Raw genomic sequence first — 24,806 nt, forward strand, 5'->3', positions numbered from 1 at the left:
GACTCCCTTTGTTCTACTACCTCCTGAAATACGTGGTGTTGGGGCCGCTGCTGAGACTCCTCTTCCGCCCCCGCATAGAGGGCCTGGAGCATGTGCCGGACTCGGGAGCGGCGATCATCGCGGGCAACCACCTGTCGTTCTCGGACCACTTCCTGATGCCCGCGATCCTCAGACGCCGCATCACCTTCCTCGCCAAGGCCGAGTACTTCACGGGTCCCGGCATCAAGGGACGGCTGACCGCGGCCTTCTTCCGCAGCGCCGGCCAGATCCCGGTCGACCGCTCCGGCAAGGAGGCCGGCCAGGCGGCGATCCGGGAGGGGCTGGGGGTGCTCGCGAAGGACGAGCTGCTCGGCATCTACCCGGAGGGCACCCGCTCGCACGACGGCCGCCTCTACAAGGGCAAGGTCGGCGTGGCGGTGATGGCCCTCACGTCCCGCGCGCCGGTGATCCCCTGCGCGATGATCGGCACCTTCGAGGCGCAGCCGCCCGGCAAGAAGATCCCGACCCTGCACCCCGTGGCGATCCGCTTCGGCGAGCCGCTCGACTTCTCCCGCTACCTCGGCATGGAGAACGAGAAGGCGGTGCTGCGGGCGATCACCGACGAGATCATGTACGCGATCCTGACGCTGTCGGGGCAGGAGTACGTGGACCAGTACGCGGCGGTCGCCAAGGCCCAGGAGGCCGAGGCCAGGGGCGAGAAGCGGGAGCGGCCGCGCCCGTTCCGGCGCACGCGGCAGGACTGACGTCACGTCAGCAGACGCGCACGGGAACACCGAAGGGGCGGCCGGATCGATCCGGCCGCCCCTCACTGCCTGCCGCGGGTGCTTACGGCGCGGGCGTGGCGTGCGGCGCGCAGGTCACGTCCGCTCGGTCCAGCTTCCCGGTGAGGAGGTAGGCGTCCACCCGGGAGTTGATGCAGGTGTTGACCAGCCCGGTCACACCGTGGGAGCCCGCGTCCTTCTCGGTGATCAGGCGCGAGCCCTTGAAGCGGCGGTGCAGCTGGACGGCGCCCTCGTACGGGGTGGCGGCGTCGTCGGTCGACTGCACGATCATGACCGGCGGCAGGCCCTTGTGGGTGGTGACGTCCACCGGGGTCTGCTGCTTGACCGGCCAGTAGGCGCACGGGAGGTTCATCCACGCGTTGGCCCAGGTCATGAACGGGTAGTCCTTGTTGAGCCGCGTGTTGTCGTCGTTCCACTTCCGCCAGCTGGTGGGCCACTTGGCGTCGGTGCACTCCACGGCCGTGTAGACGGCGTTGCCGTTCTCCGCGGAGATGTTGCCGGCCGTGTCGGTCATGTCCGGCGCGGCGGCGTCGACGAGGGCCTGGGTGTCTCCCGCGACGTACTTGCTGAAGACGGTGGCGACCGGGACCCACGAGGAGTCGTAGTACGGGGCGCTCTGGAAGAAGGAGATCAGCTCCGCCGGGCCGACGACCCCGCCGATGGGGTTCTTCTTCGCGGCGGCGCGCAGTTGCAGCCACTTGCTCTGGACGTCGGCACGGGTGGCGCCGAGGTGGAAGGCCGCGTCGTTCTTGGCGACCCAGTCCTGCCAGTCCTTCCAGCGGCCCTCGAAGGCGACGTCCTGGTCGAGGTTGGCCTGGTACCAGATGTTCTCGCGGGACGGGTTGACGACGCTGTCGACGACCATCCGGCGCACGTGGCCCGGGAAGAGGGTGCCGTAGACCGCGCCGAGGTAGGTGCCGTAGGAGACGCCCAGGTAGTTGAGCTTCTTCTCGCCGAGGGCGGCCCGGATGACGTCCAGGTCGCGCACGGTGTTCGGCGTGGTCATGTACGGCAGCATCTCGCCGCTGCGCTCGTAGCAGCCGTCGGCGTACTCGCGGGCGAGCTTGATCTGGGCGAGCTTGTCGGCCTCGCTGCCGGGCACCGGGTCGGCCTTGGGCGCCTTGACGAACTCCTGCGGGTCGGTGCAGGAGATCGGCGCGGAGTGACCGACGCCGCGCGGGTCGAAGCCCACGAAGTCGTAGGCCTTGGCCAGGTTGGCCCACACCGGCGTCTTGGTCGTGACGCGGCGCGGGAAGCGCAGACCGGAGCCGCCCGGGCCGCCCGGGTTGTAGACGAGCGCGCCCTGGCGCTGCTTCGCCGTGCCCGTGTTGCCGATGCGGTCCACGGCCAGCTTGATCTTCTTGCCGTTCGGCCGGGCGTAGTCCAGCGGGACGGTGACCCAGCCGCACTGGATCGGCTTCTCCAGGCCCCAGTCGGCCGGGCAGGCCTGCCAGTCGATGCCCGCCTTCGCCGCGCGCTCGGCGGCGACGGCGGCGCCCCGGGCCTCGCGGTCCTGACCCGGGCGGCCGCTGGCCGCGCCGGCCGTGGGCGCCGCGACGGCACCGGCGATCAGGGTCGCGGTGACGAGTGCGCCCGCCGAGCCCAGCGCTGCGATGCGCTTGTTCGGTCGTATGTCCTTCAAGTGCAAACTCCCCTGTTTTATGGCGGCAGTCAGGATCCTTGCGGCTGTGAGGCTCCTGAGAAAAGGTGTCGTTGACCTTCTTTGCCAATCCGATAACCGGAAAGAGAAGTACCGCTCACCGGATGGGCAGCTGGGCGAGCGCCTCGTCGAGCACGCGCCGCAGCCGCAGTCCGTCGGGCGCCACGGCGGTGACCAGGGCGGCGGGGCCGGCCAAGGGCATGACACAGGCGTGTTCTCCGAGGATCGCGGGCTCCACCGGGCGCTGCGCGAACTCCGGTCGCGCGATAACGAGTTGACCGACGGCGCGATGCCCCCCGAGCACGGCCGGGCCGTCCCAGCCGGCGGGCGCGCCGGGTCCGCAGGCCAGTTCCTGGTCCAGCACGACCCGGCCCGCGATCCGCACGACCAGGCGGCCGGTGAGCCGGCCGGACTCCTCCCCCGCCCTCCCGAGCACCTGTTCCTCCCGCCACACCAGCCGCGCCCCGGCGCCGAGTTCGACACGGGTGACGACGGTCAGGTCGCTGCCCCGGACCGAGATCAACGGCTCGGGCAGCCAGTGCAGTTCACCGCCGTCGGCGACGCGCAGGCACACGTCGTAGCGGGCGTCGTCCTTGGTCTGTCCGGGCAGGGCGATGGTCGCGGCGGCCGAGCCCACCCGCAGCCGGGCGCCGTCGCCCACGTCGGCCCGCACGGCGAAGCGGTCGCCGCCGAGGGGGCCGCTCATCGCCCCGACGAGCAGGACGCGCGCCTCGGCGCCGGTCCCCCGGGTGCGCCGCAGGGCGAGCGGCCCGTCGCTCTCCAGGACGGGCAGCGAGGTCCCGCCGCGCGCGTCCGCGCGCGCCTCGATCCGGGCGGTGGCGTGCACCCCGCCCATGTCACGCCGTCCAGGCGGCGAGCCGCGCCCGTACCCAGGCGGCGACGTCGGCGACCCCGTTCTCGCCGCGCAACGACTGGAAGACGACGGGCAGTTCACCCCGCTGGGCCTTAGCGTCGGCGGCCATCCGGGCGAGGTCGGAGCCCACGTGCGGCGCGAGGTCGGTCTTGTTCACGACGAGCAGGTCGGCGGTGGTGACGCCGGGCCCGCCCTTGCGGGGGATGTCGTCCCCGCCGGCGACGTCGATGACGAAGATCTGCGCGTCCACGAGCCCCTTGGAGAAGGTGGCGGTGAGGTTGTCCCCGCCGGACTCGACGAGGATCAGGTCCAGCGGGCCGACCTCGTCCTCCAGGTCCTCCACGGCTTCGAGGTTGGCGGAGATGTCGTCGCGGATGGCGGTGTGCGGACAGGCGCCCGTCTCCACGGCCGTGATCCGCTCCGGCGGCAGCACCGCCTCGCGCAGCAGGAACTCGGCGTCCTCGCGGGTGTAGATGTCGTTGGTGACGACGGCCAGGGACAGCCGGTCGCGCAGGGCGCGGCACAGAGCGGCGACGGTGGCCGTCTTGCCGGAGCCGACGGGACCGCCGAGTCCGATGCGCAGGGCGCGGCGCGAGCCGTCGGGCCGGCGGGCGTCGGCGCCGACGGCGGCGGGACCGTGCGGGGTGTGGTCGAGATGCATGGCTGACGGCTCCTGGTCTTGTCAGCCCGTCCGGCGTTCGGGGACGCGGCCCTTTCAGGGCCGAACGGGGGCCTGGGGGGGGCGAAGCCCCCGGGGTCGGGAGGGGAAGAGGCGGCGGGGGGCGGGGGCGGGGGCGAGAAGGGCTACGAGGCGAAGAGCCGTACCGGCCACGCCGCGTGCGCCTGCGCCCCGATCTCCAGCAGCGGGGCGGACGCCGCGGGCAGCGCGTCGGCGCCCTCGGCGGGTACCGCCGCCGCGGACGCCACCGCCCGGTCCGCCACCCGGTCCAGCTCCGGCGCGAGCCGGGCCAGCACCGCCGTCGCCTCGAAGGGGTCGAGGCTCAGCAGCCGTACCACGGCGGTGGCCGGTCCGCTCACGCTCTCGTACAGGGCGCAGTACGCCGCGTCGGCCGGTCCGAGACCGGCCGCCCGCGCCGTCAGGCCCAGCACCACGGGCTGATGGGCGCCCTTGGGGAACCCCTGTGCCACGGCGTCCAGTTCGTCGCCGGGCCAGGTGGCGCGGGCGGCCCGCAGCAGTTGCCGGCCCAGTCTGCGGGAGGTGGCCCGCAGCGCGGGGGACGGCGTGCGGGCGTCCGCCGCCGCGTCGAGCAGGGCCGGGTCCGCCCCGGCGGCCGCCGCGGCGGCGAGCGCCGCGGCGACCAGTCCCGCCGTGTGCAGCCGCCCGCGGCAGAACGCCTCCAGGCTCGCCGCGTCGGTGATCCGGCCCGCCTTCACCGCCGCCTCCGCCCCGCCGGAGTGCGCGTGCCCTCCGGCGGGGAAGCGGCCGTCGGCCAGGACGAGAAGTGCTGCCGCTGTCACGTGGATGTCCTCTGCTCCGCGCCGGTCAGAACAGGAAGTAGCGCTGGGCCATGGGCAGTTCGGCGGCCGGGGTCGCCTCGACGAGTTCGCCGTCGATGTGCACGGCGAAGCTGTCCGGGTCGATCCGGACGTGCGGGCGGGCGTCGTTCTCCCGCATGTCCGCCTTGGTCACCGCGCGCGTGGAGTCGATGGCGACGAACTTCTTGCCGAGTTGCAGCCGTTCGGGCAGTCCGTCCTCGATCGCGAGCGGCGCCACGAAGTTGAACGAGTTGGAGGCGGGCGCCCGGCCGATCGCGCCGTACATCGGACGCGGCAGGATCGGCTGCGGGGTCGGGATGGAGGCGTTGGCGTCGCCCATCTGCGCGTAGGCGATCTGCCCGCCCTTGAGGACGAGGTGCGGCTTGACGCCGAAGAACGCCGGCTCCCACAGCACGAGGTCGGCGAGCTTGCCGCTCTCGACGGAGCCGATCTCGCGGGCGAGGCCCTGCGCGAGGGCCGGGTTGATCGTGTACTTGGCGATGTAGCGGCGGACGCGGTGGTTGTCGGCCCGGCCGTCCCCGGGGAGCGCGCCGCGCCGGCGCTTCATCACGTGCGCGGTCTGCCAGGTCCGCAGGATCACCTCGCCGACCCGGCCCATGGCCTGGGAGTCGGAGGAGATGATCGAGATGGCCCCGAGGTCGTGCAGGACGTCCTCGGCGCCGATCGTGGACGGCCGGATCCGGGACTCGGCGAACGCCAGGTCCTCCGGCACGGCCGGGTTGAGGTGGTGGCACACCATCAGCATGTCGAGGTGTTCCTCGGCGGTGTTCACCGTGTAGGGGCGCGTCGGGTTCGTCGAGCTGGGCAGCACGTGCGGCTCGGAGACGACGGTCATGATGTCGGGCGCGTGCCCGCCGCCCGCGCCCTCGGTGTGGTAGGCGTGGATGCCGCGGCCGGCGATCGCGGCGAGCGTGTCGCCCACGAACCCGGCCTCGTTGAGGGTGTCCGTGTGGATGGCCACCTGGATGCCGGTCCGGTCGGCGACGGTCAGCGAGGCATCGATGACGGCCGGGGTCGAGCCCCAGTCCTCGTGCAGCTTCAGTCCCAGCGCCCCGCCCCGGATCTGCGACAGCATCGCGTCCTGCGAGACGGTGTTGCCCTTGCCGAGGAAGCCGACGTTCAGCGGGTACTGCTCCATCGCCTCCAGCATCCGGGCGAGGTGCCAGGGGCCGGGGGTCACGGTGGTCGCCTTGGAGCCCTCGGCGGGCCCGGTGCCCCCGCCGACCAGGGTGGTGACGCCCGAGGACAGGGCCTCGTCGGCGATCTGGGGGCAGATGAAGTGGACGTGCGCGTCGACCGCGCCGGCCGTCAGGATGCGCCCGTTGCCGGCGATGATCTCGGTCTCGGGGCCGATGACCAGGCCGGGGTGGACGCCGTCCATGGTGTCGGGGTTGCCGGCCTTGCCGATGCCGGTGATGCGCCCGTCGCGGATGCCGACGTCCGCCTTCACCACTCCCCAGTGGTCGACGACGACCGCTCCGGTGACGACGGTGTCGGGCGTGCCGTCCGCGCGCGTGGCACGCGACTGCCCCATCGACTCGCGGACGACCTTGCCGCCGCCGAACACCGCCTCCTCGCCGGCGAGCCCGGGGCCGCCGCAGCGGTCCTCCTCGATCTCGATCAGCAGGTCGGTGTCGGCGAGCCGGATGCGGTCGCCGGTCGTGGGGCCGAACAGGTCGGCGTAGGCGGGCCGTGAGATCTCAGGCATCGAGGGGGCCTCCGGTCTCGCCGCGCAGACCGGGGACGACGCGGGCTCCGGCGAGGGCGACGAGTTCGACGTCGACGGGGATGCCCGGCTCGAAGCGCACGGCGGTGCCGGCGGCGACGTTGAGCCGCTTGCCGCGGGCGGCCGCGCGGTCGAACTCCAGCCCGGGGTTGGCCTCGGCGAAGTGGTAGTGGGAGCCGACCTGGACGGGCCGGTCGGCGGCGTTGAGCACGGTGAGCCGGGTGACCTCACGGCCCTCGTTGAACACGATCGCGTCCTCGGCGAAGAGGATCTCTCCGGGAATCACGGCGGCCTCCCCCGTCAGACGATCGGGTCGTGGACGGTGACGAGCTTGGTGCCGTCCGGGAAGGTGGCCTCGACCTGGACGTCGTGGATCATCTCCGGGATGCCCTCCATGACGTCGTCGCGGGTCAGCAGCTTGCGGCCGGAGGCCATCAGCTCGGCGACCGTCCGGCCGTCCCGCGCGCCCTCCAGGATGTGCGAGGTGATGAGCGCCACCGCCTCGGGGTGGTTGAGCCTGAGGCCGCGGGCCCGGCGCTTCCCGGCGACGTCCGCCGCCACGTGGATCAGCAGCCTCTCCTGCTCGTGCGGGGTCAGTTGCACGTCCCACCTCACATCCTCGCTGCGGGCCGTGCGGGGCCCGGCTGCCGCGGCCACGGGAGAAAGCCCCTGGTGGCTGGATCGGCAGGCTAGTGGGACCGCGTTTCGAGCACGTTAACCAAGCGGCGCGTCCCGCACCGCCCCGCCGCACCGGCGGAGCGGAGTCGCGAGACGCCCGGGGTCGTCACCGGACGGCGTCCGGGCCGTCCGGCGGCCACCCGGGCGGGGGCGGGAGCGGCCGCCCGTATACGGAGGGGCCGAGGGCGGCGCGGCAGGCGGAGACGGCCGCGGGCGCGTCCACGCGGCCGGCCCGGCGGCCGGGGGGAGCGGCTACGACGGGCCCGGTCCCCGGTACTCCGCCGTGACGCCGAAGCGGTGCTGTTCGCGGGGAGCGGACGCGACCTCGCGCACGCCGGTGACCGAGCCGACCACCGGCTGCTCCGCCGGCCGGTCGAGTGCGTCGAGTCGCTCCAGGTCGGCGGCGGAGACCAGGGCGACGAGGGGTTTGCCGTGCCGCGTCACGACCACGCGCTCGCCGCCGTACACCACGCGGTTGATCAGATCGGCGAGCTCCGCCCTGGCTTGCGTCACCGGAATCTCGTAGGCCATGCCTCATTCTAACGTCACGTACGTCCTGTACATTTTTGACAGAGGCGCCAGACGCAGAGGCCGGACGCAGAGGCCCGCCGCAGGAGGCCGGGCGCAGGAGGCCAGGCGCAGAAGGAGGGGGCACCGATGCAGCGACCGCCGTCAGCCCGTCATGTCCTGCCCGGGTTCACCGAACGCACGAGCACCGGGCGCCGGACACCGGATCCGTACGCGGAGCCGCCGGAGGAGCGGATCGTCCTGCCGGAGGCGCCGGCCGTCGACGACTCGGCCGGCGAGGTGACGGCCCGGCTCATGCACGTGGAGCACCGGGACCCGGACCTGACCGCGCGGGAGGCCGTGGAGCGCGGCCCGCTGGACGGGGTCGTCCCCGGCCGCGGGACGTCCGCCGGTTCTCGGAGCCGCGGGACGTCCGCCGAGTCCCAGGGCCGGGGGTGAGGCGCCGATGGTGCCCGAACTGCCACCGCTGCCCGCCCTGACGCGGGCCGAGGCCGAGTTGATCGACGGATACCTGGACGTCGTCGACCTGCTCGGGCGCATCAACCCCGCCCACCACGGCGACACCTACCGCGGGCTGCGCGCCGCCCAGGCGCTGGTGGCCAAGGCGACGGCGCTGCGCGACGCGCTGACGCTGATGCACCAGCGGGGCGAGAGCGAGCTGCACGCGCCGACGCTGGCGCGGGCGCTGCGGGTCCTGGACGGGGAGCGCCGCACGGCGCGCGTCACGCTGCCCCCGCTCGCCGAGAGTTGACTCCGCATCGGCCCGGAGCGCCTCCGGTCCGGCCGTCACGCGGTGCGCGCGTGACGGCCGGGCCGGAGACCAAACGACCCAGAAGGCGTACCCCCGTTCGGCAGAACGTCCACTGTCCGTCCGGACACCGAAAAGTTGCGCGCAGGGACGCCCGGCGAGCGAAATCGATCACATTATGGCTGGTGAGAGCCACTGCGGCGGTACGCCACCTGATCATCCATCAGAGTGTTCACCCGAACGGGTGAGTGGTGAGTAACCCCACAAATGCTCGGTTCCGTTGGGATTTTCGGACATCCGTGAGCCAAGATCCCTGACTGACGACAAGCCCCCGCCACAAGCGGCGGGGCGGTCCGGGCGGACGCCGAGTCCTGCCGCCGCCCGGATGACCGGTCGACAGAAGTGCACCGGCAGGAGTGGAGGACCCGAGCATGACGGGTCGCCGGCCCGGCCGGCTCCGCGAGGAGCCGTCGGACCGAGCAGCCCTTGGGGTGAAGCCGCATCCGCGGCCGGGCAACTTCGCCAGCCCGAATCCGACAGGTCATCCTTCACAGGCGGCTGACGAAGGGTTGCGCATGACTGCGCTCAATCGTGTCCCGTCGCTCATGGCCCGGGCCGGTACCGCCTCGGCGTTCGCCATCGCCGCCGTGGGCGGCACGGTCGTGGTCCCGGGGCTCGCCTCGGACGCCGCGGCCGCCACACCGGCGACCAAGGCGCTCCAGATCGCCGCGTCCAAGAAGGGCGCCCCGTACCGGTACGGGGCCACCGGGCCGAAGAGGTTCGACTGCTCGGGGCTCACGCTGTACTCGTACAAGAAGGCCGGCAAGAAGCTGCCGCGGACGGCGGCCCAGCAGTACAACAAGACCAAGCACATCTCGGCGTCCGGCCGCAAGGCGGGCGACCTGGTCTTCTTCCACTCGGGGTCGAACGTGTACCACGTCGGGATCTACGCGGGCAAGGGCAAGATCTGGCACTCGCCGAAGACCGGCGACGTGGTGAAGCTGCAGAAGATCTGGACCAAGAGCGTCTGGTACGGCCGGGTGCGCTGAACCGCCGGTCCGCAGGTCCGCCGGGTCTCCCGGGGCGGCGCACGACGTCCTGACGCGCCGTCACCGCCCCGGGATCTCGCCCTCCGCCGGAGCCGCGAGCACCCCGGCCACCGGCTCCGCCGCCGGAGCGGCCCAGGGCAGTTCGACGGTGACCGTCTTGCCGCCCTCCCGGGTGGGCCGCACCCTGAGCCTGCCGCCGCACTCCGCGGTCAGCCAGCGGATGATCACCATGCCCCGGCCGTTGTCCTGCTGGACGGCGGCCGGCAGCCGTCGGGGGAAACGCGGGTGGCTGTCGGTGACCCCGACGCGCAGGTGTTCGTCACGGTCGAGGGCGAGACCCACCGTGAAGGTGGGTGACTGCCCGAAGGTGTGCTGTACGGCGTTGGTGGCGAGTTCCGAGACGATCAGCCGTACGGTGTCGGCCGCCTCCGTGTCCGCCGGCAGACCCCATTCCGCCAGGGTGTCGAGCACGAATCCGCGGGCCGTGGAGACCGAGGCGGGATCGCTCGGCAGAGTGACGGATGCTTCCAGGTGATCTGCCATGGCGACGTCGTCCCTTTCCCACGGGACCGGGGTCCGACACGGTGCGTGTGGTTTCGAGTACGGTCCCGGACCGGTGCTTCTTCGCCAGACTGCCATTACCGCGCCGGTCACGGGTGGCGATCCACCAAGATATGCATATATCTGTCGCCCGATGCGGTGAACTCTGCGACGACAGAGCGTATTTGGTCGGCCCGCACGGAGCCCCGCGAGGGGCGAGGAGGAGCCTGTGCAGCACGGTCCCGCGGTGCGCCGCCGCAAGCTCGGCGCCGAACTGCGCGGTTTACGCGCCCGGGCGGGCCTCACCAGTGGTGAGGCGGCCCGGCTCGTGGGCTGGCACCAGTCCAAGGTGAGCCGCATCGAGACGGGCACCAGTGGATCGAAACCGGCCGATGTGCGGTTACTCCTCGACGCCTACGGCGTGACCGACCAGCGGCTGCGGGATCTGATGCTGGCGTTGGCGGGCGCGGGCGGCGGCGGGGGCCGGGACCACTGGTGGCACGCCTACCGCGGGGTGCTGCCGCCCGCCTACCGGGACTTCATCAGCCTGGAGGCGCAGGCGAGTGCCATGCGCACGCTGGAGACGAGCGTGGTGCCGGGTCTGCTGCAGACGCCCGAGTACGCGCGCGCGGTGACCAGCGCGGCCGTGGAGGGCGTCGAGGAGGAGCAGCTCGACACCCTGGTGGAGGTGCGGCTCGCACGGCAGGACGTGCTGCGCGCGCAGCCGCCGCTGGAACTCAGCGCGGTGCTCGACGAGGCGGTGCTGCGGCGGGAGGTGGGCGGCCCCGAGGTGATGGCCCGCCAGCTCGCCCGGCTCGCCGAGGCCGCCCGGCTGCCCCAGGTGCGGCTGCAGATTCTGCCGTTCTCGGCCGGTGCCCATATCGGGGTAACCGGCCCTTTCGTTATCTTCTCATTTTCGCGCACTTCTGATCTGGACGTGGTTGTTCTCGACCACTTGACGAGTAGCCTCTATCTCGAACGGAAAGAAGACCTCCAGGCTTACACCGAGGCCTTCAACGCCCTCCGGGCACACGCCCTTTCGCCCGAGGACTCATCGGATTACCTCGCCGCGACAGCAGCCGGCGCATAAGGAGGCACCATGTCCGCACTTTCGCGGAACGTACCTTCCCCTACCGATTCCCACGATTTCCCGCAGACGCGATGGCTGCGCAGCAGCTACAGCACCGGAGCCAACAACTGCGTCGAGACGGCCCGGCCGGACTCCGGCCCGTGGGCCGGCCTGCTCGCCGTACGCGACTCCAAGAACCCGGCCGGGCCCGCCCTGCTCTTCTCCCCCGAGAGCTGGACGGGCTTCACGTCCGCGCTGCGCTGAGCGGCGCGACAACCTTGTCGGCCGGTTCCCGGCGGACCCGCGGGGCCGCGTCCCGCACGTGCCCGGCCGTGTCCCGCGGGACCACGGCCGGGTGACGCGCACTCACGGCCGGGTCTCGCCGATCACCCGGACAGCGCGTTCCAGCTCCGCCCCGGACAGGTCCGCCCGGGCGGTCAGCCGCAGCCGCGAGACGCCGTCGGGCACGGAGGGAGGACGGAAGCACCCCACGGCCAGGCCCGCCGACCGGCAGTCCGCCGCCCACCGCAGGGCCTGCTCCGGGGACGGCGCGCGCACGGAGACGACCGCGGCGTCGGGGCGCACCGCCTCCAGGCCCGCGGCCGTCAGGCGTGCGTGCAGCTCGCCCGCCACCGCACGCGCGCGCGGGGCGCGCTCCGGCTCCCGCCGCAGCAGCCGCAGGGCGGCCAGCGCCGCGCCCGCCGCCGCCGGGGCGAGGCCGGTGTCGAAGATGAAGGTGCGGGCCGCGTTCACCAGGTGCTCGATCACCCGGGCCGGCCCCAGCACGGCGCCGCCCTGGCTGCCGAGGGACTTGGACAGCGTGACCGTGACGACCACGTCGTCGGCCCCCGCCAGACCCGCCGCGTACGGGGCCCCCTGGCCCCCCTCCCCCAGCACGCCGAGCCCGTGGGCGTCGTCCATCACCAGGCCCGCGCCGTGCTCGCGGCAGGCGGCGGCGAGGGCGGCCAGCGGGGCGGCGTCGCCGTCGACCGAGAAGACCGTGTCGGACACCGCCACGGCCGGCCCGTCGTGGGTGCCGAGCGCCTTGCGGACGGCGTCCGGGTCGGCGTGCGCGACGACCTGGGCGGCGCCGCGGGCCAGCCGGCACGCGTCGATGAGCGAGGCGTGGTTGCCGGCGTCGGAGACGATCAGCGAGCCGTGCGGCGCGAGCGCGGTCACCGCCGCGAGGTTGGCCGCGTACCCGGAGGAGAAGACGAGGGCCGCCTCGAAGCCGCAGTGCTCCGCGAGCGCGCGCTCGAGTTCGCCGTGCAGTTCGGTGGTGCCGGTGACGAGCCGGGAGCCGGTCGCCCCGCCGCCCCAGGTGCGGGCCGCCGCCACGGCGCCCGCCACGACCTCGGGATGACGGGCCAGGCCCAGGTAGTCGTTGCTCGCGAGGTCCAGCAGCGGCGAGTCGGCCGGACGGGGCCGCAGGGTCCGCACGAGCCCGGCCCGGCGGCGCAGCTCCGCCTGTTCGTCGATCCAGCCGAACGCCATGGGTCCTCCGGGGCTTTTGTAGGTAGCGGACAGACACTAGCGGCAGCAATGGCTGACTTCGGTGTGGCAATACCCACACGTCGAACCGGGTGTGTTGTGTGATCCCTACCTTGGCCCGGAGCGGGTCCGTAGGACAGGATCGGCTCTCATGGACCTGCTGAACACGCTGGTGGACAAGGGGCTTCGGCGCGAGCTGCCGACCCGCGAGGAAGCGCTGGCCGTGCTGGCCACCTCCGACGACGACGTGCTGGACGTGGTGGCCGCGGCCGGAAAGGTGCGCCGGCACTGGTTCGGGCGTCGCGTGAAGCTCAACTACCTGGTCAACCTGAAGTCGGGCCTGTGCCCCGAGGACTGCTCCTACTGTTCCCAGCGGCTCGGCTCCACGGCCGGGATCCTGAAGTACACGTGGCTCAAGCCGGACGAGGCCTCCAGGGCCGCGGCGGCCGGGCTCGCGGGCGGCGCCAAGCGCGTCTGCCTGGTGGCGTCCGGGCGCGGCCCGACGGACCGGGACGTCGACCGGGTGGCCGGCACCATCAAGGCCATCAAGGAGCAGAACGAGGGCGTCGAGGTGTGCGCCTGTCTGGGCCTGCTCTCCGACGGCCAGGCCGAGCGGCTGCGCGAGGCGGGCGCCGACGCCTACAACCACAACCTCAACACGTCCGAGGCGACGTACGGCGACATCACGACCACCCACACCTACGCCGACCGGGTGGACACGGTCACCAAGGCGCACGCGGCGGGCCTGTCGGCGTGCTCGGGTCTGATCGCCGGCATGGGCGAGTCGGACGAGGACCTGGTGGACGTCGTCTTCTCGCTGCGCGAGCTGGACCCCGACTCGGTCCCGGTCAACTTCCTGATCCCGGTGGAGGGCACCCCGCTGGCCAAGGAGTGGAACCTCACCCCGCAGCGCTGTCTGCGGATCCTGGCCATGGTCCGGTTCGTGTGCCCGGACGTCGAGGTGCGCATCGCGGGCGGCCGCGAGGTGCACCTGCGCACCATGCAGCCGCTCGCCCTGAACCTGGCCAACTCGATCTTCCTGGGCGACTACCTCACCACCGAGGGCCAGGCCGGCAAGGCCGACCTGGAGATGATCGCGGACGCCGGGTTCGAGGTGGAGGGCGCGGAGCAGGTCACGCTGCCCGGGCACCGGGCGACGGCCGGCGGGGGCTGCGGATCCCACGGGGGCGGCGGCTGCGGCCCGCAGGAGTCCGCCGGGTGCGGCGGGCACGAGGGCTCGGGCTGCGGCGCGCACGAGGACGGCGGGGTCTGCGGCACGGCCGCGGCCGCCGCGCCCGCCTCCGCGCCTGCGGCCGTCGCGGCGGCGGCCGGCGAGGCCCGTACCGATCTGGTCGCCGTGCGCCGCCGCGGCGCCGGCACCGATCTCGCGCCCAATGCCTGAGCCGTCGCCCCTGGGCGTGCCCGAACTGCTGGAGCTGGACCGGCGGCACGTGTGGCACCCGTACGGTCCGATGCCCGGGCGGGTCGATCCGCTGGTCGTGGAGTCGGCGAGCGGCGTCCGGCTGCGGATGGCGGACGGCTCCGGGGAACTGGTCGACGGCATGGCCTCCTGGTGGTCGGCGATCCACGGCTACAACCACCCCGTGCTCAACGAGGCCGTGCGCGAGCAGTTGGGGCGGATGAGTCATGTGATGTTCGGCGGGCTCACCCACGAGCCCGCCGTCCGGCTGGCGAAGCTCCTTGTCGACATGTCGCCCGAGGGTCTGGAGCACGTGTTCCTCGCCGACTCGGGCTCGGTGTCGGTCGAGGTCGCCGTGAAGATGTGCCTGCAGTACTGGCGTTCGCTGGGCCGCCCGGCCAAGCAGCGGCTGCTGACCTGGCGCGGCGGCTACCACGGCGACACCTGGCAGCCGATGTCCGTGTGCGACCCCGACGGCGGGATGCACGACCTGTGGACCGGCGTGCTCCCCCGTCAGGTCTTCGTCGACGCCCCGCCCGCCGAGTACGACGAGGCGTACGCCGAGACGCTGCGCACCGCGATCGAGCGGCACGCCGACGAACTGGCCGCGGTCGTCGTGGAGCCGGTCGTGCAGGGAGCGGGCGGGATGCGCTTCCACTCCCCGGCGTACCTGCGGGTGCTGCGCGAGGCGTGCGACGCTCACGGCGTGCTGCTGGTGTTCGACGAGATCGCGACCGGCTTCGGCCGCACGGGCGCGCTGTTCGCGGCCGGGCACGCCGCCGTCACACCGGACGTCATGTGCGTCGGCAAGGCCATGACCGGCGGCTATCTGACGATGGCGGCGGCCCTGTGCACGTCCCGGGTGGCCGAGGGCATCTCGCGGGGCGAGGTGCCGGTGCTGGCGCACGGGCCGACGTTCATGGGCAATCCGCTCGCCGCGGCCGTCGCCTGCGCCTCGATCGAGCTGCTGCTCGGCCAGGACTGGCTCGCGGAGGTCAAGCGGATCGAGACCGGACTGCGCGACGGGCTCGCGCCTGCCCGGGAGCTGCCCGGGGTGCGGGACGTGCGCGTCCTCGGCGCCGTCGGCGTGGTCCAGCTCGACCACGCCGTGGACATGCGGGCCGCCACCGACGCCGCCGTGCGCGAGGGCGTCTGGCTGCGGCCGTTCCGCGACCTGGTGTACACGATGCCCCCGTACGTCACCGGCGACGTCGACGTGGCACGGATCGCGCGCGCGGTGTGCGCCGCGGCGCGGGAGGGATGAGCATGCCGATCCTGGTGATCACGGGGACGGGCACGGAGGTCGGCAAGACCGTCACCACCGCCGCGGTGGCCGCCTGCGCGCTGGCGGCGGGCCGGTCGGTGGCCGTGCTGAAGGCCGCCCAGACCGGCGTGCGGCCGGACGAGCGCGGGGACGCCGACGAGGTCGCGCGGCTCGTGGGACCGCTCACCACGGCCGAACTCGCCCGCTACCCCGAGCCGTTGGCTCCGGGCACGGCGGCGCGCCGGGCGGGGCTGGCTCCGGTGCGGCCGCAGGACGTGGCCGAGGCGGCGCAGAAGCTGGCCGCGGAGCACGACCTGGTGCTCGTCGAGGGGGCGGGCGGGCTGCTCGTGCGGTTCGACGAGGCGGGCGGCACGCTGGCCGACGCGGCGCAGTCGCTGCGGGCGCCGGTACTGGTCGTGGCCCCGGCCGGACTGGGCACCCTGAACACGACGGAACTCACGGCCCGTGAACTGCGCGGCCGGGGGCTGGAGTTGCTGGGCGTCGTCATCGGCAGCTGGCCCGACGCCCCGGACCTGGCGTCGCGCTGCAACGTCACCGACCTGCCCGAGGTGGCCGGGGCCCCGCTGCTGGGGGCGCTGCCCGCGGGCTGCGGCGCGCTGCCCCCGGCCGCCTTCCGCGTCGCGGCCCGCGGCTGGCTGGCGCCGCGGCTGGACGGCACATGGGAGGCGGACGCCTTCCGCGAACGGACCGGCTCGGGAACCTAGCGGGCTCCCCTCCCTCCGGCGTCATAGCGGCGCCCGCCCGGTCTCCCGGTCCGCCAGGGACGACGGCGGGCGGCCGCCGGAGGGTCACGGCCGGGCCCGTCGGTGTCCGCCAGCAGGCACACCAGGGCGATCCGGGAACGGACCGGCGGGAACCCGGAGGGCTCCCCTCCCTCCGGCGTCCTAGCGGCGCCACCCGGTCTCCCGGTCCGCCAGGGACGACGGCGGGCGGCCGCCGGAGGGTCACGGCCGGGCCCGTCGGTGTCCGCCAGCAGGCACACCAAGGCGATCCGGGAACGGACCGGCTCGGGAACCTGGCGGGCTCCCCTCCCTCGGGTGTCATGGCGGCCCCCGCCCGGTCTCCGGGTCCGTCAGGGACGACGGCGGGCGGCCGCCAGAGGGTCACGGCCGGGCCCGTCGGTGTCCGCCAGCAGGCACACCAAGGCGATCCGGGAACGGACCGGCTCGGGAACCTAGCGGGCTCCCCTCCCTCGGGTGTCATGGCGGCGCCCGCCCGGTCCCGGGTCCGTCGGGGACGACGGCGGGCGGCCGCGCGGGGGCTCAGGGCCCCTCGGTGTCCGCCAGCAGGCGCACCAGGGCGATCCGGGAGCGGATGTCGAGGCGGGTGAAGACGCCCCGGAGGTGATGGTCGACGGTGCGCGGGCTGAGGGCCAGGCGGGCGGCGATCTCCCGGTTCGTCGCGCCGTCGGCGGCCATCCGCGCGATGAGCAGTTGCTGGGCGGTGAGGCGGTTCGTCGGGCGGGCGTCCGCCGGCGCCCGGCCGGGCGGCGCGCCGAGGGCGCGCAGTTCGGCGCGGGCGCCCTCCGCGCAGTGCGGGGCCCCGAACGACTCGAACGCCTGAAGGGCGCTGTGCAGCCGGTCGCGTGCCTCCGTGCGGCGGCGCAGCCTGCGCAGCGCGCTGCCGAACAGCAGTTCCGTGCGGGCGCGTTCGAAGGCGCGGTCGCCGTCGGCGTGCAGGTCGAGGGCCGCGGCGTAGTGCGGGAGGGCGTCGGCTCCGGGGGTGAGCAGGGCCCGGCACCTGGCGCTGAGGGCCAGGTCGTCGGGGCTGTCCACGGCGCGGGCCCAGCGGTCGTAGTCGGCGTGCGCGGCGCGCGCGACGCGGGTGTCGCCGGTGCGGACGGCCGCCTCCACGTAGTGCGGGGTGGCGAGGTGACGGACGGCCCGGTGGCCGTGGCCGGGCCCGGCGGCGGCGAGGGCGCGCAGCCGGGCCGCGGCGGTGTCGTAGCGGCCGGTGACGAGGTCGAGGAAGGCGAGCGCCCACTGCGCCAGCGCCGCGGGCAGGCCCAGGCCGTGGGCGAGGGCGTGGGAGCGGGCGGCCGCGGCCCGCTCCCGGCACAGCTCCCCGTCGCCGGTGAGGGCGGCGAACATCGCGAGGGCGGCCTGCAGATGGCAGGCGCCGTTGTCCTGTCCGGTGGCGTACGCCTGGCGCAGGGCGTCCAGGGCGGCGGCCTCGGCGGCGTGCGGGCGGCCGGTCCAGAAGTCGGCGTAGGCGCGGTACTCCATGGCCTGGGGCACGAGGACGGTGACGCCCCGGGCGCGGGCGGCGGCCGCGGCCCGCACGGCGGCGGTGGCGGCCCTGGTGTGGTCGCCGAGCATGAGGGCGGCGATGCCCGCGTGGAGCAGGTCCGTGGGGTCGCCGCCCGGCCCGCACCGTCCGGCGGTGGCCTCCAGCAGGTCGCGGGCGTCCTCGTAGCGCCCGTCGACGGCCGCGGCGAGCCCGCCCAGCACGCCGGGCGGATCGATCCCCCACTGCCAGGCCGCCAGCACCGCTTCCCGGCAGCGGCGCAGATCGCCGGTGTGGACGGCCGCTTCGGCGGCCCGCGCGAGGAGGTGGGCGGCGGAGGCGGCCGACCCGGACGGGGCGGTGCGGGCGCCGGCGGCCCGTACCGCCCCGGCCAGCAGGGCGTCGAACGCCTCCCCCGCCTGACCCGTGCGCAGCGCGAGGACTCCGGTGACGGCGTCGGCATCGGCGTCGGTGCGGGCGGCCAGGGCGCGGGCGCGGTCGGCCTCGCCGGCGAGCCAGGCGTCGGCGGCGGCGCGGGCCAACAGCGCGGGGCGGGCGCGCGCGTCGGCGCCGAGCGCGGCGGCGCGTTCGGCGAGGGCGCGGGCGAGGGCCGGGTCGCCCGCGGACCGGGCCCCGGCGGCGGCCGCCGTCAGTTCCGCGGCCAGCCGGGCGCTCGGGCCGAGCGCTCCCGCGCCCCGGTGCCAGGCGCGCCGTGGCGCCTCGGCCGGGCCGTGCAGCACGCGGGCGAGCAGGCGGTGGGCGTCGCGCCGGTCGGCCGGCGCGGCCGTCTCGTAGACGGCGATGCGGGTCCAGGCGTCCCGAAAGCCGACTCCGCCCGCCGTCGCGTACGCGAGGCCCGCCGCCTCCGCGGCCTCCAGCGAGCGGATGTCGAGGCGCACGGCGGCGACGGCCCGCTGGAAGGCGTGGGTGGCCACCGGGTACTGGTCGGCCGCGGCCAGCAGCAGCACCAGGCGCGTGTCCTCGGGCAGTGCGCGCACCTCCCGGCGGTGGGCGGACAGCCGCCCGGGGGCGAGGTCGACGGGTTCGGTCGGCAGCGGGTCGAGGCCGGCGGCCTGCCGTTCGGTGAGCCGGCCCGCGGCTTCGACGGCGGCCCGCGGGTCGCCGTGGACGAGGCGCAGCACGCGGACCCGGACGCCGTCGGGCAGCGCGGCGACCGGGCGCGGGCCGGGGCCGGCGAGCGCCGGTGGCGAAGTGCCGCCGAGGGGTGGGGGGTTCACCGGGGTCACCACCCAACTGACGTTACTGGCGGGTTACTTGAACCGTAAAGACCGGCGACTTCACCGATGCGGCGCGCGGGGGCCGACGCGGACACTCCTGGCAACCCCACCCGTTTCAGGAGGCACCATGCAGCGCCACAAGCGTCGCATCGCCGCGGTCCTCACGGCCGCGGCCTCTTCGCTCCTTCTGTCACTGTCGTTCACCGCCCCCGCGGCCCACGCGGCGGCCCACGACCCGATCGTCTTCGTCCACGGTCTCAGCAGCGACGGCGGCAGCTGGGACGACTGGGTCGCCGACTTCGAGGCCGACGGCTACTCGGCCTCCGAACTGGACGCCTGGACCTACAGCTGGACCCAGTCCAACGCCACCACCGCCGCCCGGTTGAACACCGAGATCAAGAACGTGCTGGCGAGGACCGGCGCGAGCAAGGTCGACGTGATCGTGCACTCGATGGGGGCGCTGAGCTCCCGCTACTACCTCAAGAACCTCGGCGGGACGGCGTTCGTGGACGACTTCGTCTCCGTCGCGGGCGTCAACCACGGCACCTCGGTGGCGTCGCTGTGCAGCTGGCTGTACACCTCCTGCGCCCAGATGGTGCCCGGCAGCTCGTTCCTCACCGCGCTCAACTCCGGTGACGAGACGCCCGGCGCGGTGAACTACGCCGCGTACTGGTCGAACTGCGACGCGGCGATCGACCCGGACTCCTCGGCGCTGCTGAGCGGCGCCGTCAACGTCGGCGTGGGGTGCGTCTCCCACGACGCCATGAACAACGACCACGGCGTCTACGAGCAGGTGCGCGACTTCGTGCGGTGAGGCGCGGGGCGGACGCGGCGGACGCGAAGGACACCGTCGCCGGTCGTCCGCGGGGGTGCGACGGGTCCGCGCGGGGGAGAATCCCGGTAGGCCCGTCGCCGCCCGGCCCCGGAGGTCGCCATGTCGTCACGGCCCCACGACTCCAGCTCCAGCTCAGCGCCCCGCGCTGCGCCCGGCCCTGCGCCCGGCCCTGCTCCCGGTGCCGCTCCGGGGCCGGGGTACGGCCTCGGCGCGGAGGGCGGGGGCTCCGGATCCGGCTCGGTGCGCGGCGACGAGGTCCGCCATCCGCTGTTCGCCCGCTGCTACGCCCGGCTGGGCGCGGCCGCGGAGACCCGTGCGGGCCTCGCCGGGGTGCGCGAGCGGCTGCTCGCCGGGCTGTCCGGCCGGGTCGTGGAGATCGGCGCGGGCAGTGGACTGAACTTCGCGCACTATCCGGCCGGCGTGGCCGAGGTCGTCGCCATCGAACCGGAACGCGAGCTCCGCCGATGGGCGCGGGAGGCGGCCCTGCGCGCCGAGGTGCCCGTGGACGTGGTGCCGGGGGCTGCGGAGGCCCTGCCGGTCAAGAGCGAGGCCTTCGACGCGGCGGTGCTCTCGCTGGTGCTGTGCAGCGTGCGGGACGTGGAACGCTCCCTGGCCGAGCTACGGCGGGTGCTGCGGCCCGGCGGCGAGCTGCGGTTCTTCGAGCACGGGCCCGGCGGCGGCCCGGCGATGCTCCTGGCTCAGCGGGCGCTGGACCGCACGGTGTGGCCGCGTCTGGCCGGCGGCTGCCGGCTCACCCGCGACACCGTCGGCGCGCTGCGGGACGCCGGGTTCGAGCTGGGCCCCTACCGGCGCACGACGCTGCCGGAACGCGGCCCGCGGCTGCCGTTCTCCTACTGCGTGACGGGCGCCGCCTGGCGGCCCGCGGAGCCCGGCCGGGCGTGACCCGAGCCGGGGAGCGGACGCGTCACAGGCTCCAGCGGCGCAGCTCGCCCGCGATGTCCGACACCGACGCGTCCCCGTTCTTGACCAGCCGGGCGAGATCGCGGACCTGTTCGGGCGAGGTGGCGATCTTCAGCCCGCTGGCCACCAGGTAGGCGTAGGCGACGGCGCACGCGAACAGGGCGTTGGAGCGTTCCAGCGCCGGGACGTGGATGAGGAGTTGCAGCAGCGCGGCGGCGCGTGCCTGCGGGTCGTCGTAGACGGGGACGTCGAATATCTCGGCCCGGTGGCGCGCCACGGCCGCGACCAGCGCGCCCCAGTCGGTGACCTGGGGGTCCCCCGGAGTGTTCTGTTCGGCGAGCATGAGGAGCCAGGCGAGGTCGATCCGGAGGTCGCTCAAGGGATCAGCGGCGACCTTCGCGCGTGCCGGTCTCGCTCGCCGCGCCCCGGCGGCCCTCGCGTTCCGCGCCGAACTCCTCGGCGAAGAGCGCCTCGTACTGCTTCATGAAGTCACCGGCGGCCTCCACGAACGTGTGGCCGATCTCCCCGGCATCCTGTCTGACCAGCTCTTCTATGTAGCGGTTGACGCTCATGCCGCGGGCCGTGGCGCGCTCGCGGGCGGCCTGGGCCGTGCCCTCGTCCACGCGTACGTTCAGCTGGGTCTTCGCCATACCTCGAAGCTAGCGCCGAAGCGCTAGCAGCGGCAAGGGCGGTCGGAGCCGAAAAGGGATACCGGCTGTGCGCCGGGTCACACTACGCTCGGCGGTCACGGTCACCGACCGCAGTCGTACGTCCATCGAGCGAGGAGGCAGCCTTGTCCACACCTGCTGCGGAGCACGTCCCCGGCCTGACCGCGGCCGGCGGGATCGCGGCCCGCGCCCGGGGTCTGACCAAGGCGTACGGCTCCGGCGAGACGACGGTGCTGGCCCTGGACGCCGTGGACGTGGACGTCGCGCGCGGCCGCTTCACCGCCGTCATGGGCCCGTCCGGGTCCGGCAAGTCCACGCTGATGCACTGCCTGGCGGGGCTCGACAACGTTTCGGCCGGTCAGGTGTGGCTGGGCGAGACCGAGATCACGGGGCTGAAGGACCGGGAGCTGACCCGGCTGCGGCGCGACCGGATCGGGTTCATGTTCCAGTCGTTCAACCTGATCCCGACGCTGAACGCGGCGGAGAACATCACCCTGCCGATGGACATCGCGGGCCAGAAGCCCGACCAGGCCTGGCTGGACCAGGTCATCGACACCCTCGGGCTGCGGGACCGGCTCAAGCACCGGCCCTCCCAGCTGTCCGGCGGCCAGCAGCAGCGTGTGGCCTGCGCCCGCGCGCTCGCCTCCCGCCCCGAGCTGATCTTCGCCGACGAGCCGACCGGCAACCTGGACTCGCGGGCCGGGCTGGAGGTCCTCGCGTTCCTGCGCGAGGCCGTCGACACGCTGGGCCAGACCGTCGTCATGGTCACCCACGACCCGGGCGCCGCCGCCCACTCCGACCTGGTGCTCTTCCTCGCCGACGGGCGGATCGTGGACGAGATGCGGCAGCCGACGGCGGAGGCGGTGCTGGAGCGGATGAAACGGTTCGACGTGATCCGCGCGCAGTCCGACGCCGAGGGCGGGGACGGCAGCGGTCCCGCCGCCGTCGGCGCCGGCTCCGGGGAGAAGTGATCCGGTGCTGAAGGCCACGCTCAGAAGCTTCCTCGCGCACAAGGGACGGCTGCTGCTGTCCGCGCTCGCCGTCGTCCTGTCGGTGGCGTTCGTCGCGGGCAGCCTGATCTTCTCCGACACGGTGACCCGCACCTTCGACCGGCTCTTCGCGTCGACGGCCCCGGACGTCACGGTGCAGCCGAAGGAGGACCTGACCTCGTCCGTGCCGACCGGCGCGGTGCAGACCGTGCCCGCCTCGCTGGCGCGGCGGCTGGCCGGCGTGCCCGGCGTGGCCGCGGCCCACGCGGACGTCAGCGTCCAGAACATCACCGTCGTCGACTCCGCGAACAAGTCCGTGGGGCCGACCACGGGCGCGCCGACCATCGCCACGGACTGGTTCGTCACCCACCGCAGCCCGGTGAAGCTGACCTCCGGACACGCCCCGCGGGGCGCGGGCGAGGCCATGCTGGACGCCGACACCGCCGACCACAAGCACGTGGCGATCGGCGACACGCTCACCGTGATGGCCCAGCCGGGCTCGTTCAGGGTCGAGGTCGTGGGCATCGCCACCTTCACCACCACCAACCCCGGCGCCGCCCTGGTCTACCTTGCCCCCGAGACGGCCGCCGCGAAGCTGCTGGGCGCGGCCGGCAAGGCCACGAGCATCTCCGTCGACGCGGCCGCGGGCACGAGCGACGCGGTGCTCAAGAAGCGCGTCGCCGCCGCCGTCGGCGCGGGTCCCTACGAGGTGAAGACGGCCGACGAGCAGGCGAAGTCGTCCGCGGAGGCGCTCGGCGGCTTCCTCGACGTCATCAAGTACGTGATGCTCGGCTTCGCCGGCATCGCCGTGCTCGTCGGGGTGTTCCTGATCGTCAACACGTTCTCGATGCTGATCGCCCAGCGCACCCGGGAACTGGGCCTGCTGCGCGCGCTGGGCGCCGACCGCCGCCAGGTGCGCCGCTCGGTGCTCACCGAGGCGGTGCTGCTGGGCCTGGTCGGCTCCACGCTCGGCCTGGCCGCCGGCATCGGCCTCGCGGCCGGGTTGATCAAGCTGATGAGCGCCTTCGGCATGAACCTGAAGACCACGGAGATGGTCGTCGGCTGGGGCACCCCGGTGGCGTCGTACGTCGTCGGCGTCGGCGTGACCTTCGTGGCGGCCTATCTGCCCGCCCGGCGCGCGGCGACCGTGTCGCCGATGGCGGCCCTGGCCGACGCGGACGTCGCCGGGACCGGCCGGCCGCTGCGGGTGCGCGCCGTGGTGGGCGCGGTCGTGGGAGCGCTCGGCGCGGCCGCGCTCGCCGGCTGCGCGGCCTCCTCGAAGACGTCGTCGGCGGCGTCCCTGCTGGGCCTGGGCGTGGTGCTCACGCTGATCGCCACCGTCATCGCGGGGCCGCTCCTGGTCCGGCCGGTGATCAGGGTCCTGGGCGGCGCCTTCCCCGCGCTGTTCGGGACCGTCGGCCGGATGAGCCAGCGCAACGCCCTGCGCAACCCGCGCCGCACCGGCGCCACGGCCGCCGCGCTGATGGTCGGCCTGGCGCTGGTGGGCGGGATGTCGGTGGCGAGCGCCTCGATGTCGAAGTCGTTCGATCAGCAGATCGACAAGACCCTGGGCGCCGACTACGTCGTCCAGAGCTCCAACTACGTCCCGTTCTCCGCGGAGGTCACCGACGCGGTGCGCGGCACCGACGGCGTCGGGCTGGTCGTACGGCAGCGGTTCGCGCCGGTCGCCGTGCGGCTGCCGGACGGCAAGCGCGTGGAGACGACCGCGAGCGGCTACGACGACCGGGTCGACGACGTCGCGCACGTCGTCTACGCCGAGGGCGACACCGCGGCCGCGCTGGCGGACGGCGCCGTCGGCATGGACGTGGACTTCGCCCGCGACCACGGGGTGCGGCTCGGCAGCGTGCTGCCGGTGGAGTTCCCCGGCGACCGGACGGCGAAGCTGAAGGTCGGCGCGCTCACCGACCAGGACGGGGGCGGCGGGTTCGGCACGCAGGGCGGGCTGTTCTTCGGGATCGCGACCGTCGAGAAGTACGTGCCCGGCGGGCAGGACATCGCGCTCTACGTCAACGCGCGCCCGGGCACCGACGCGGACGGGCTGCGCCCGCGGCTGGAGAAGACCCTGGACGCGTACCCGCAGGTGCAGGTCCGCGACCAGGCCGACTACAAGAAGCTCGTCCACGACCAGATCGCCGTGCTGCTCTACCTGGTGTACGCGCTGCTCGGGCTGGCGATCGTCATCGCGGTGCTCGGCGTCGTCAACACGCTGGCGCTGTCGGTGGTGGAGCGGACCCGGGAGATCGGGCTGCTGCGGGCCATCGGGCTGGGCCGGCGGCAGTTGCGCCGGATGATCCGGCTGGAGTCGGTGGTGATCGCGGTGTTCGGCGCGGTGCTGGGGCTGGCGCTCGGCCTGGTGTGGGGCGTGTGCATCCAGCAGGTCCTGGAGTTGCAGGGCATGAAGGCCCTGGCCGTGCCGTGGGGCACGATCGTGGCGGTCGTGGTGGGGTCGGCGGTCGTCGGCGTCGTCGCGGCGCTGCTGCCCGCGCTGCGCGCCTCCCGGCTGAACGTGCTGGCCGCGATCGCGCACGACTGACGGTCCC

At 74.0% G+C, this 24,806-nt stretch carries 26 protein-coding genes; 13 read left to right on the forward strand and 13 right to left on the reverse strand.

The window, feature by feature from the left end; all coding sequences use genetic code 11:
• The first annotated feature begins 8 nt into the window (after nt 1-8).
• Nucleotides 9-743 (forward strand): lysophospholipid acyltransferase family protein, encoded by a 735-nt coding sequence (locus OG802_RS04940; protein ID WP_329407545.1) that lies wholly within the window; start codon nt 9-11, stop codon nt 741-743.
• An 82-nt stretch (nt 744-825) separates the two neighbouring features.
• On the opposite strand, the gene OG802_RS04945 is transcribed toward OG802_RS04940, so the two are convergent.
• From OG802_RS04945 to OG802_RS04980, 8 genes are all read right to left on the reverse strand, one after another.
• Complete coding sequence (locus OG802_RS04945; protein WP_329407547.1) at nt 826-2,424, reverse strand: alpha/beta hydrolase; 1,599 nt, start codon at nt 2,422-2,424, stop codon at nt 826-828.
• Between the two features lie 115 nt (nt 2,425-2,539).
• Nucleotides 2,540-3,298 (reverse strand): urease accessory protein UreD, encoded by a 759-nt coding sequence (locus OG802_RS04950; RefSeq protein WP_329407549.1) that lies wholly within the window; start codon nt 3,296-3,298, stop codon nt 2,540-2,542.
• A 1-nt stretch (nt 3,299) separates the two neighbouring features.
• Nucleotides 3,300-3,977, reverse strand: coding sequence for an urease accessory protein UreG (gene ureG / locus OG802_RS04955; RefSeq protein ID WP_329407551.1), 678 nt, complete (start codon nt 3,975-3,977; stop codon nt 3,300-3,302).
• 143 nt (nt 3,978-4,120) lie between these two features.
• Nucleotides 4,121-4,795: an urease accessory protein UreF gene (locus tag OG802_RS04960; protein WP_329407552.1), complete on the reverse strand. Its 675-nt coding sequence runs from the start codon at nt 4,793-4,795 to the stop codon at nt 4,121-4,123.
• Nucleotides 4,796-4,820: 25 nt separating this feature from the next.
• Complete coding sequence (locus OG802_RS04965) at nt 4,821-6,542, reverse strand: urease subunit alpha (RefSeq protein ID WP_329407554.1); 1,722 nt, start codon at nt 6,540-6,542, stop codon at nt 4,821-4,823.
• Nucleotides 6,535-6,846 carry an urease subunit beta gene (locus OG802_RS04970; protein ID WP_329407555.1) on the reverse strand — a complete coding sequence of 104 codons (312 nt, stop codon included), beginning with the start codon at nt 6,844-6,846 and terminating at the stop codon, nt 6,535-6,537. Before OG802_RS04970 ends, OG802_RS04965 begins: the two co-directional genes overlap by 8 nt.
• Before the next feature lie 14 nt (nt 6,847-6,860).
• Nucleotides 6,861-7,163 carry an urease subunit gamma gene (locus OG802_RS04975; RefSeq protein ID WP_256917076.1) on the reverse strand — a complete coding sequence of 101 codons (303 nt, stop codon included), beginning with the start codon at nt 7,161-7,163 and terminating at the stop codon, nt 6,861-6,863.
• Nucleotides 7,164-7,490: 327 nt separating this feature from the next.
• Entirely contained in the window at nt 7,491-7,769 is a 279-nt protein-coding gene (locus tag OG802_RS04980; RefSeq protein ID WP_329407559.1) for a type II toxin-antitoxin system Phd/YefM family antitoxin, read from the reverse strand.
• 126 nt (nt 7,770-7,895) lie between these two features.
• On the opposite strand from OG802_RS04980, the gene OG802_RS04985 reads away from it, so the two are divergent.
• From OG802_RS04985 to OG802_RS04995, 3 genes are all read left to right on the forward strand, one after another.
• Nucleotides 7,896-8,204 (forward strand): hypothetical protein, encoded by a 309-nt coding sequence (locus OG802_RS04985; protein ID WP_329407561.1) that lies wholly within the window; start codon nt 7,896-7,898, stop codon nt 8,202-8,204.
• Between the two features lie 7 nt (nt 8,205-8,211).
• The gene (locus OG802_RS04990) at nt 8,212-8,517 is read left to right on the forward strand and encodes a hypothetical protein (protein ID WP_109000869.1); all 306 of its coding nucleotides are present in this window, start codon (nt 8,212-8,214) and stop codon (nt 8,515-8,517) included.
• A 572-nt stretch (nt 8,518-9,089) separates the two neighbouring features.
• The gene (locus OG802_RS04995) at nt 9,090-9,563 is read left to right on the forward strand and encodes a C40 family peptidase (protein ID WP_329407565.1); all 474 of its coding nucleotides are present in this window, start codon (nt 9,090-9,092) and stop codon (nt 9,561-9,563) included.
• A 60-nt stretch (nt 9,564-9,623) separates the two neighbouring features.
• Here OG802_RS04995 and OG802_RS05000 read toward each other — a convergent pair whose 3' ends face one another.
• On the reverse strand, nt 9,624-10,106 hold the full coding sequence (locus OG802_RS05000; protein WP_329407568.1) for an ATP-binding protein: 483 nt from the start codon (nt 10,104-10,106) through the stop codon (nt 9,624-9,626).
• A 226-nt stretch (nt 10,107-10,332) separates the two neighbouring features.
• Between OG802_RS05000 and OG802_RS05005 the strand changes: the two genes are divergently transcribed.
• Both OG802_RS05005 and OG802_RS05010 read left to right on the forward strand, forming a co-directional pair.
• Entirely contained in the window at nt 10,333-11,193 is an 861-nt protein-coding gene (locus tag OG802_RS05005; protein WP_329407570.1) for a helix-turn-helix domain-containing protein, read from the forward strand.
• Between the two features lie 9 nt (nt 11,194-11,202).
• Entirely contained in the window at nt 11,203-11,436 is a 234-nt protein-coding gene (locus OG802_RS05010) for a DUF397 domain-containing protein (RefSeq protein ID WP_329407572.1), read from the forward strand.
• A gap of 102 nt (nt 11,437-11,538) precedes the next feature.
• Here the strand turns inward: OG802_RS05010 and OG802_RS05015 are convergent, their stop codons facing one another.
• Nucleotides 11,539-12,666 (reverse strand): 8-amino-7-oxononanoate synthase, encoded by a 1,128-nt coding sequence (locus tag OG802_RS05015; protein WP_329407574.1) that lies wholly within the window; start codon nt 12,664-12,666, stop codon nt 11,539-11,541.
• Between the two features lie 148 nt (nt 12,667-12,814).
• Here OG802_RS05015 and bioB point away from each other — a divergent pair, with 148 nt between their 5' ends.
• Genes bioB through bioD form a run of 3 tightly spaced genes read left to right on the forward strand, consistent with a single transcriptional unit; the run spans nt 12,815 to nt 16,072 of the window.
• The gene (bioB, locus tag OG802_RS05020; protein ID WP_329407575.1) at nt 12,815-14,065 is read left to right on the forward strand and encodes a biotin synthase BioB; all 1,251 of its coding nucleotides are present in this window, start codon (nt 12,815-12,817) and stop codon (nt 14,063-14,065) included.
• A complete protein-coding gene (locus OG802_RS05025) occupies nt 14,058-15,347 on the forward strand; it encodes an adenosylmethionine--8-amino-7-oxononanoate transaminase (RefSeq protein WP_329407577.1) in 1,290 nt (429 codons plus the stop codon). The genes bioB and OG802_RS05025 overlap by 8 nt, the downstream gene beginning before the upstream one ends.
• 2 nt (nt 15,348-15,349) lie before the next feature.
• A complete protein-coding gene (gene bioD, locus OG802_RS05030; protein ID WP_329416938.1) occupies nt 15,350-16,072 on the forward strand; it encodes a dethiobiotin synthase in 723 nt (240 codons plus the stop codon).
• Between the two features lie 558 nt (nt 16,073-16,630).
• Here bioD and OG802_RS05035 read toward each other — a convergent pair.
• Nucleotides 16,631-18,832 carry a helix-turn-helix transcriptional regulator gene (locus OG802_RS05035; RefSeq protein ID WP_329407579.1) on the reverse strand — a complete coding sequence of 734 codons (2,202 nt, stop codon included), beginning with the start codon at nt 18,830-18,832 and terminating at the stop codon, nt 16,631-16,633.
• Nucleotides 18,833-18,959: 127 nt separating this feature from the next.
• Between OG802_RS05035 and OG802_RS05040 the strand changes: the two genes are divergently transcribed.
• Complete coding sequence (locus OG802_RS05040) at nt 18,960-19,646, forward strand: esterase/lipase family protein (protein ID WP_329407580.1); 687 nt, start codon at nt 18,960-18,962, stop codon at nt 19,644-19,646.
• Nucleotides 19,647-19,907: 261 nt separating this feature from the next.
• On the forward strand, nt 19,908-20,570 hold the full coding sequence (locus OG802_RS05045) for a class I SAM-dependent methyltransferase (protein ID WP_329407582.1): 663 nt from the start codon (nt 19,908-19,910) through the stop codon (nt 20,568-20,570).
• A 22-nt stretch (nt 20,571-20,592) separates the two neighbouring features.
• On the opposite strand, the gene OG802_RS05050 is transcribed toward OG802_RS05045, so the two are convergent.
• Together OG802_RS05050 and OG802_RS05055 are read right to left on the reverse strand one after the other, a co-directional pair.
• Entirely contained in the window at nt 20,593-20,967 is a 375-nt protein-coding gene (locus tag OG802_RS05050) for a fic family toxin-antitoxin system, toxin component (RefSeq protein ID WP_329407583.1), read from the reverse strand.
• Between the two features lie 4 nt (nt 20,968-20,971).
• Nucleotides 20,972-21,238, reverse strand: coding sequence for an antitoxin (locus OG802_RS05055; RefSeq protein WP_329407585.1), 267 nt, complete (start codon nt 21,236-21,238; stop codon nt 20,972-20,974).
• A gap of 143 nt (nt 21,239-21,381) precedes the next feature.
• Between OG802_RS05055 and OG802_RS05060 the strand changes: the two genes are divergently transcribed.
• Together OG802_RS05060 and OG802_RS05065 are read left to right on the forward strand one after the other, a co-directional pair.
• On the forward strand, nt 21,382-22,227 hold the full coding sequence (locus OG802_RS05060) for an ABC transporter ATP-binding protein (RefSeq protein WP_329407587.1): 846 nt from the start codon (nt 21,382-21,384) through the stop codon (nt 22,225-22,227).
• 4 nt (nt 22,228-22,231) lie between these two features.
• On the forward strand, nt 22,232-24,799 hold the full coding sequence (locus OG802_RS05065) for an ABC transporter permease (RefSeq protein ID WP_329407589.1): 2,568 nt from the start codon (nt 22,232-22,234) through the stop codon (nt 24,797-24,799).
• Nucleotides 24,800-24,806: the final 7 nt, after the last annotated feature.

This window comes from Streptomyces sp. NBC_00704, from assembly GCF_036226605.1.
GTDB lineage: Bacteria > Actinomycetota > Actinomycetes > Streptomycetales > Streptomycetaceae > Streptomyces.

Coding starts and splice junctions, on each gene's coding strand:
- OG802_RS04990 (WP_109000869.1), top strand. CDS start 8,212: ATGGTGCCCGAACTGCCACCGCTGCCCGCCCTGACGCGGGCCGAGGCC.
- OG802_RS04995 (WP_329407565.1), top strand. CDS start 9,090: ATGACTGCGCTCAATCGTGTCCCGTCGCTCATGGCCCGGGCCGGTACC.
- OG802_RS05015 (WP_329407574.1), bottom strand. CDS start 12,666: ATGGCGTTCGGCTGGATCGACGAACAGGCGGAGCTGCGCCGCCGGGCC.
- OG802_RS05040 (WP_329407580.1), top strand. CDS start 18,960: ATGCAGCGCCACAAGCGTCGCATCGCCGCGGTCCTCACGGCCGCGGCC.
- OG802_RS04965 (WP_329407554.1), bottom strand. CDS start 6,542: ATGCCTGAGATCTCACGGCCCGCCTACGCCGACCTGTTCGGCCCCACG.
- OG802_RS05055 (WP_329407585.1), bottom strand. CDS start 21,238: ATGGCGAAGACCCAGCTGAACGTACGCGTGGACGAGGGCACGGCCCAG.
- OG802_RS05010 (WP_329407572.1), top strand. CDS start 11,203: ATGTCCGCACTTTCGCGGAACGTACCTTCCCCTACCGATTCCCACGAT.
- OG802_RS05000 (WP_329407568.1), bottom strand. CDS start 10,106: ATGGCAGATCACCTGGAAGCATCCGTCACTCTGCCGAGCGATCCCGCC.
- ureG (WP_329407551.1), bottom strand. CDS start 3,977: ATGCATCTCGACCACACCCCGCACGGTCCCGCCGCCGTCGGCGCCGAC.
- bioD (WP_329416938.1), top strand. CDS start 15,350: ATGCCGATCCTGGTGATCACGGGGACGGGCACGGAGGTCGGCAAGACC.
- OG802_RS05025 (WP_329407577.1), top strand. CDS start 14,058: ATGCCTGAGCCGTCGCCCCTGGGCGTGCCCGAACTGCTGGAGCTGGAC.
- OG802_RS04950 (WP_329407549.1), bottom strand. CDS start 3,298: ATGGGCGGGGTGCACGCCACCGCCCGGATCGAGGCGCGCGCGGACGCG.
- OG802_RS04985 (WP_329407561.1), top strand. CDS start 7,896: ATGCAGCGACCGCCGTCAGCCCGTCATGTCCTGCCCGGGTTCACCGAA.
- bioB (WP_329407575.1), top strand. CDS start 12,815: ATGGACCTGCTGAACACGCTGGTGGACAAGGGGCTTCGGCGCGAGCTG.
- OG802_RS04980 (WP_329407559.1), bottom strand. CDS start 7,769: ATGGCCTACGAGATTCCGGTGACGCAAGCCAGGGCGGAGCTCGCCGAT.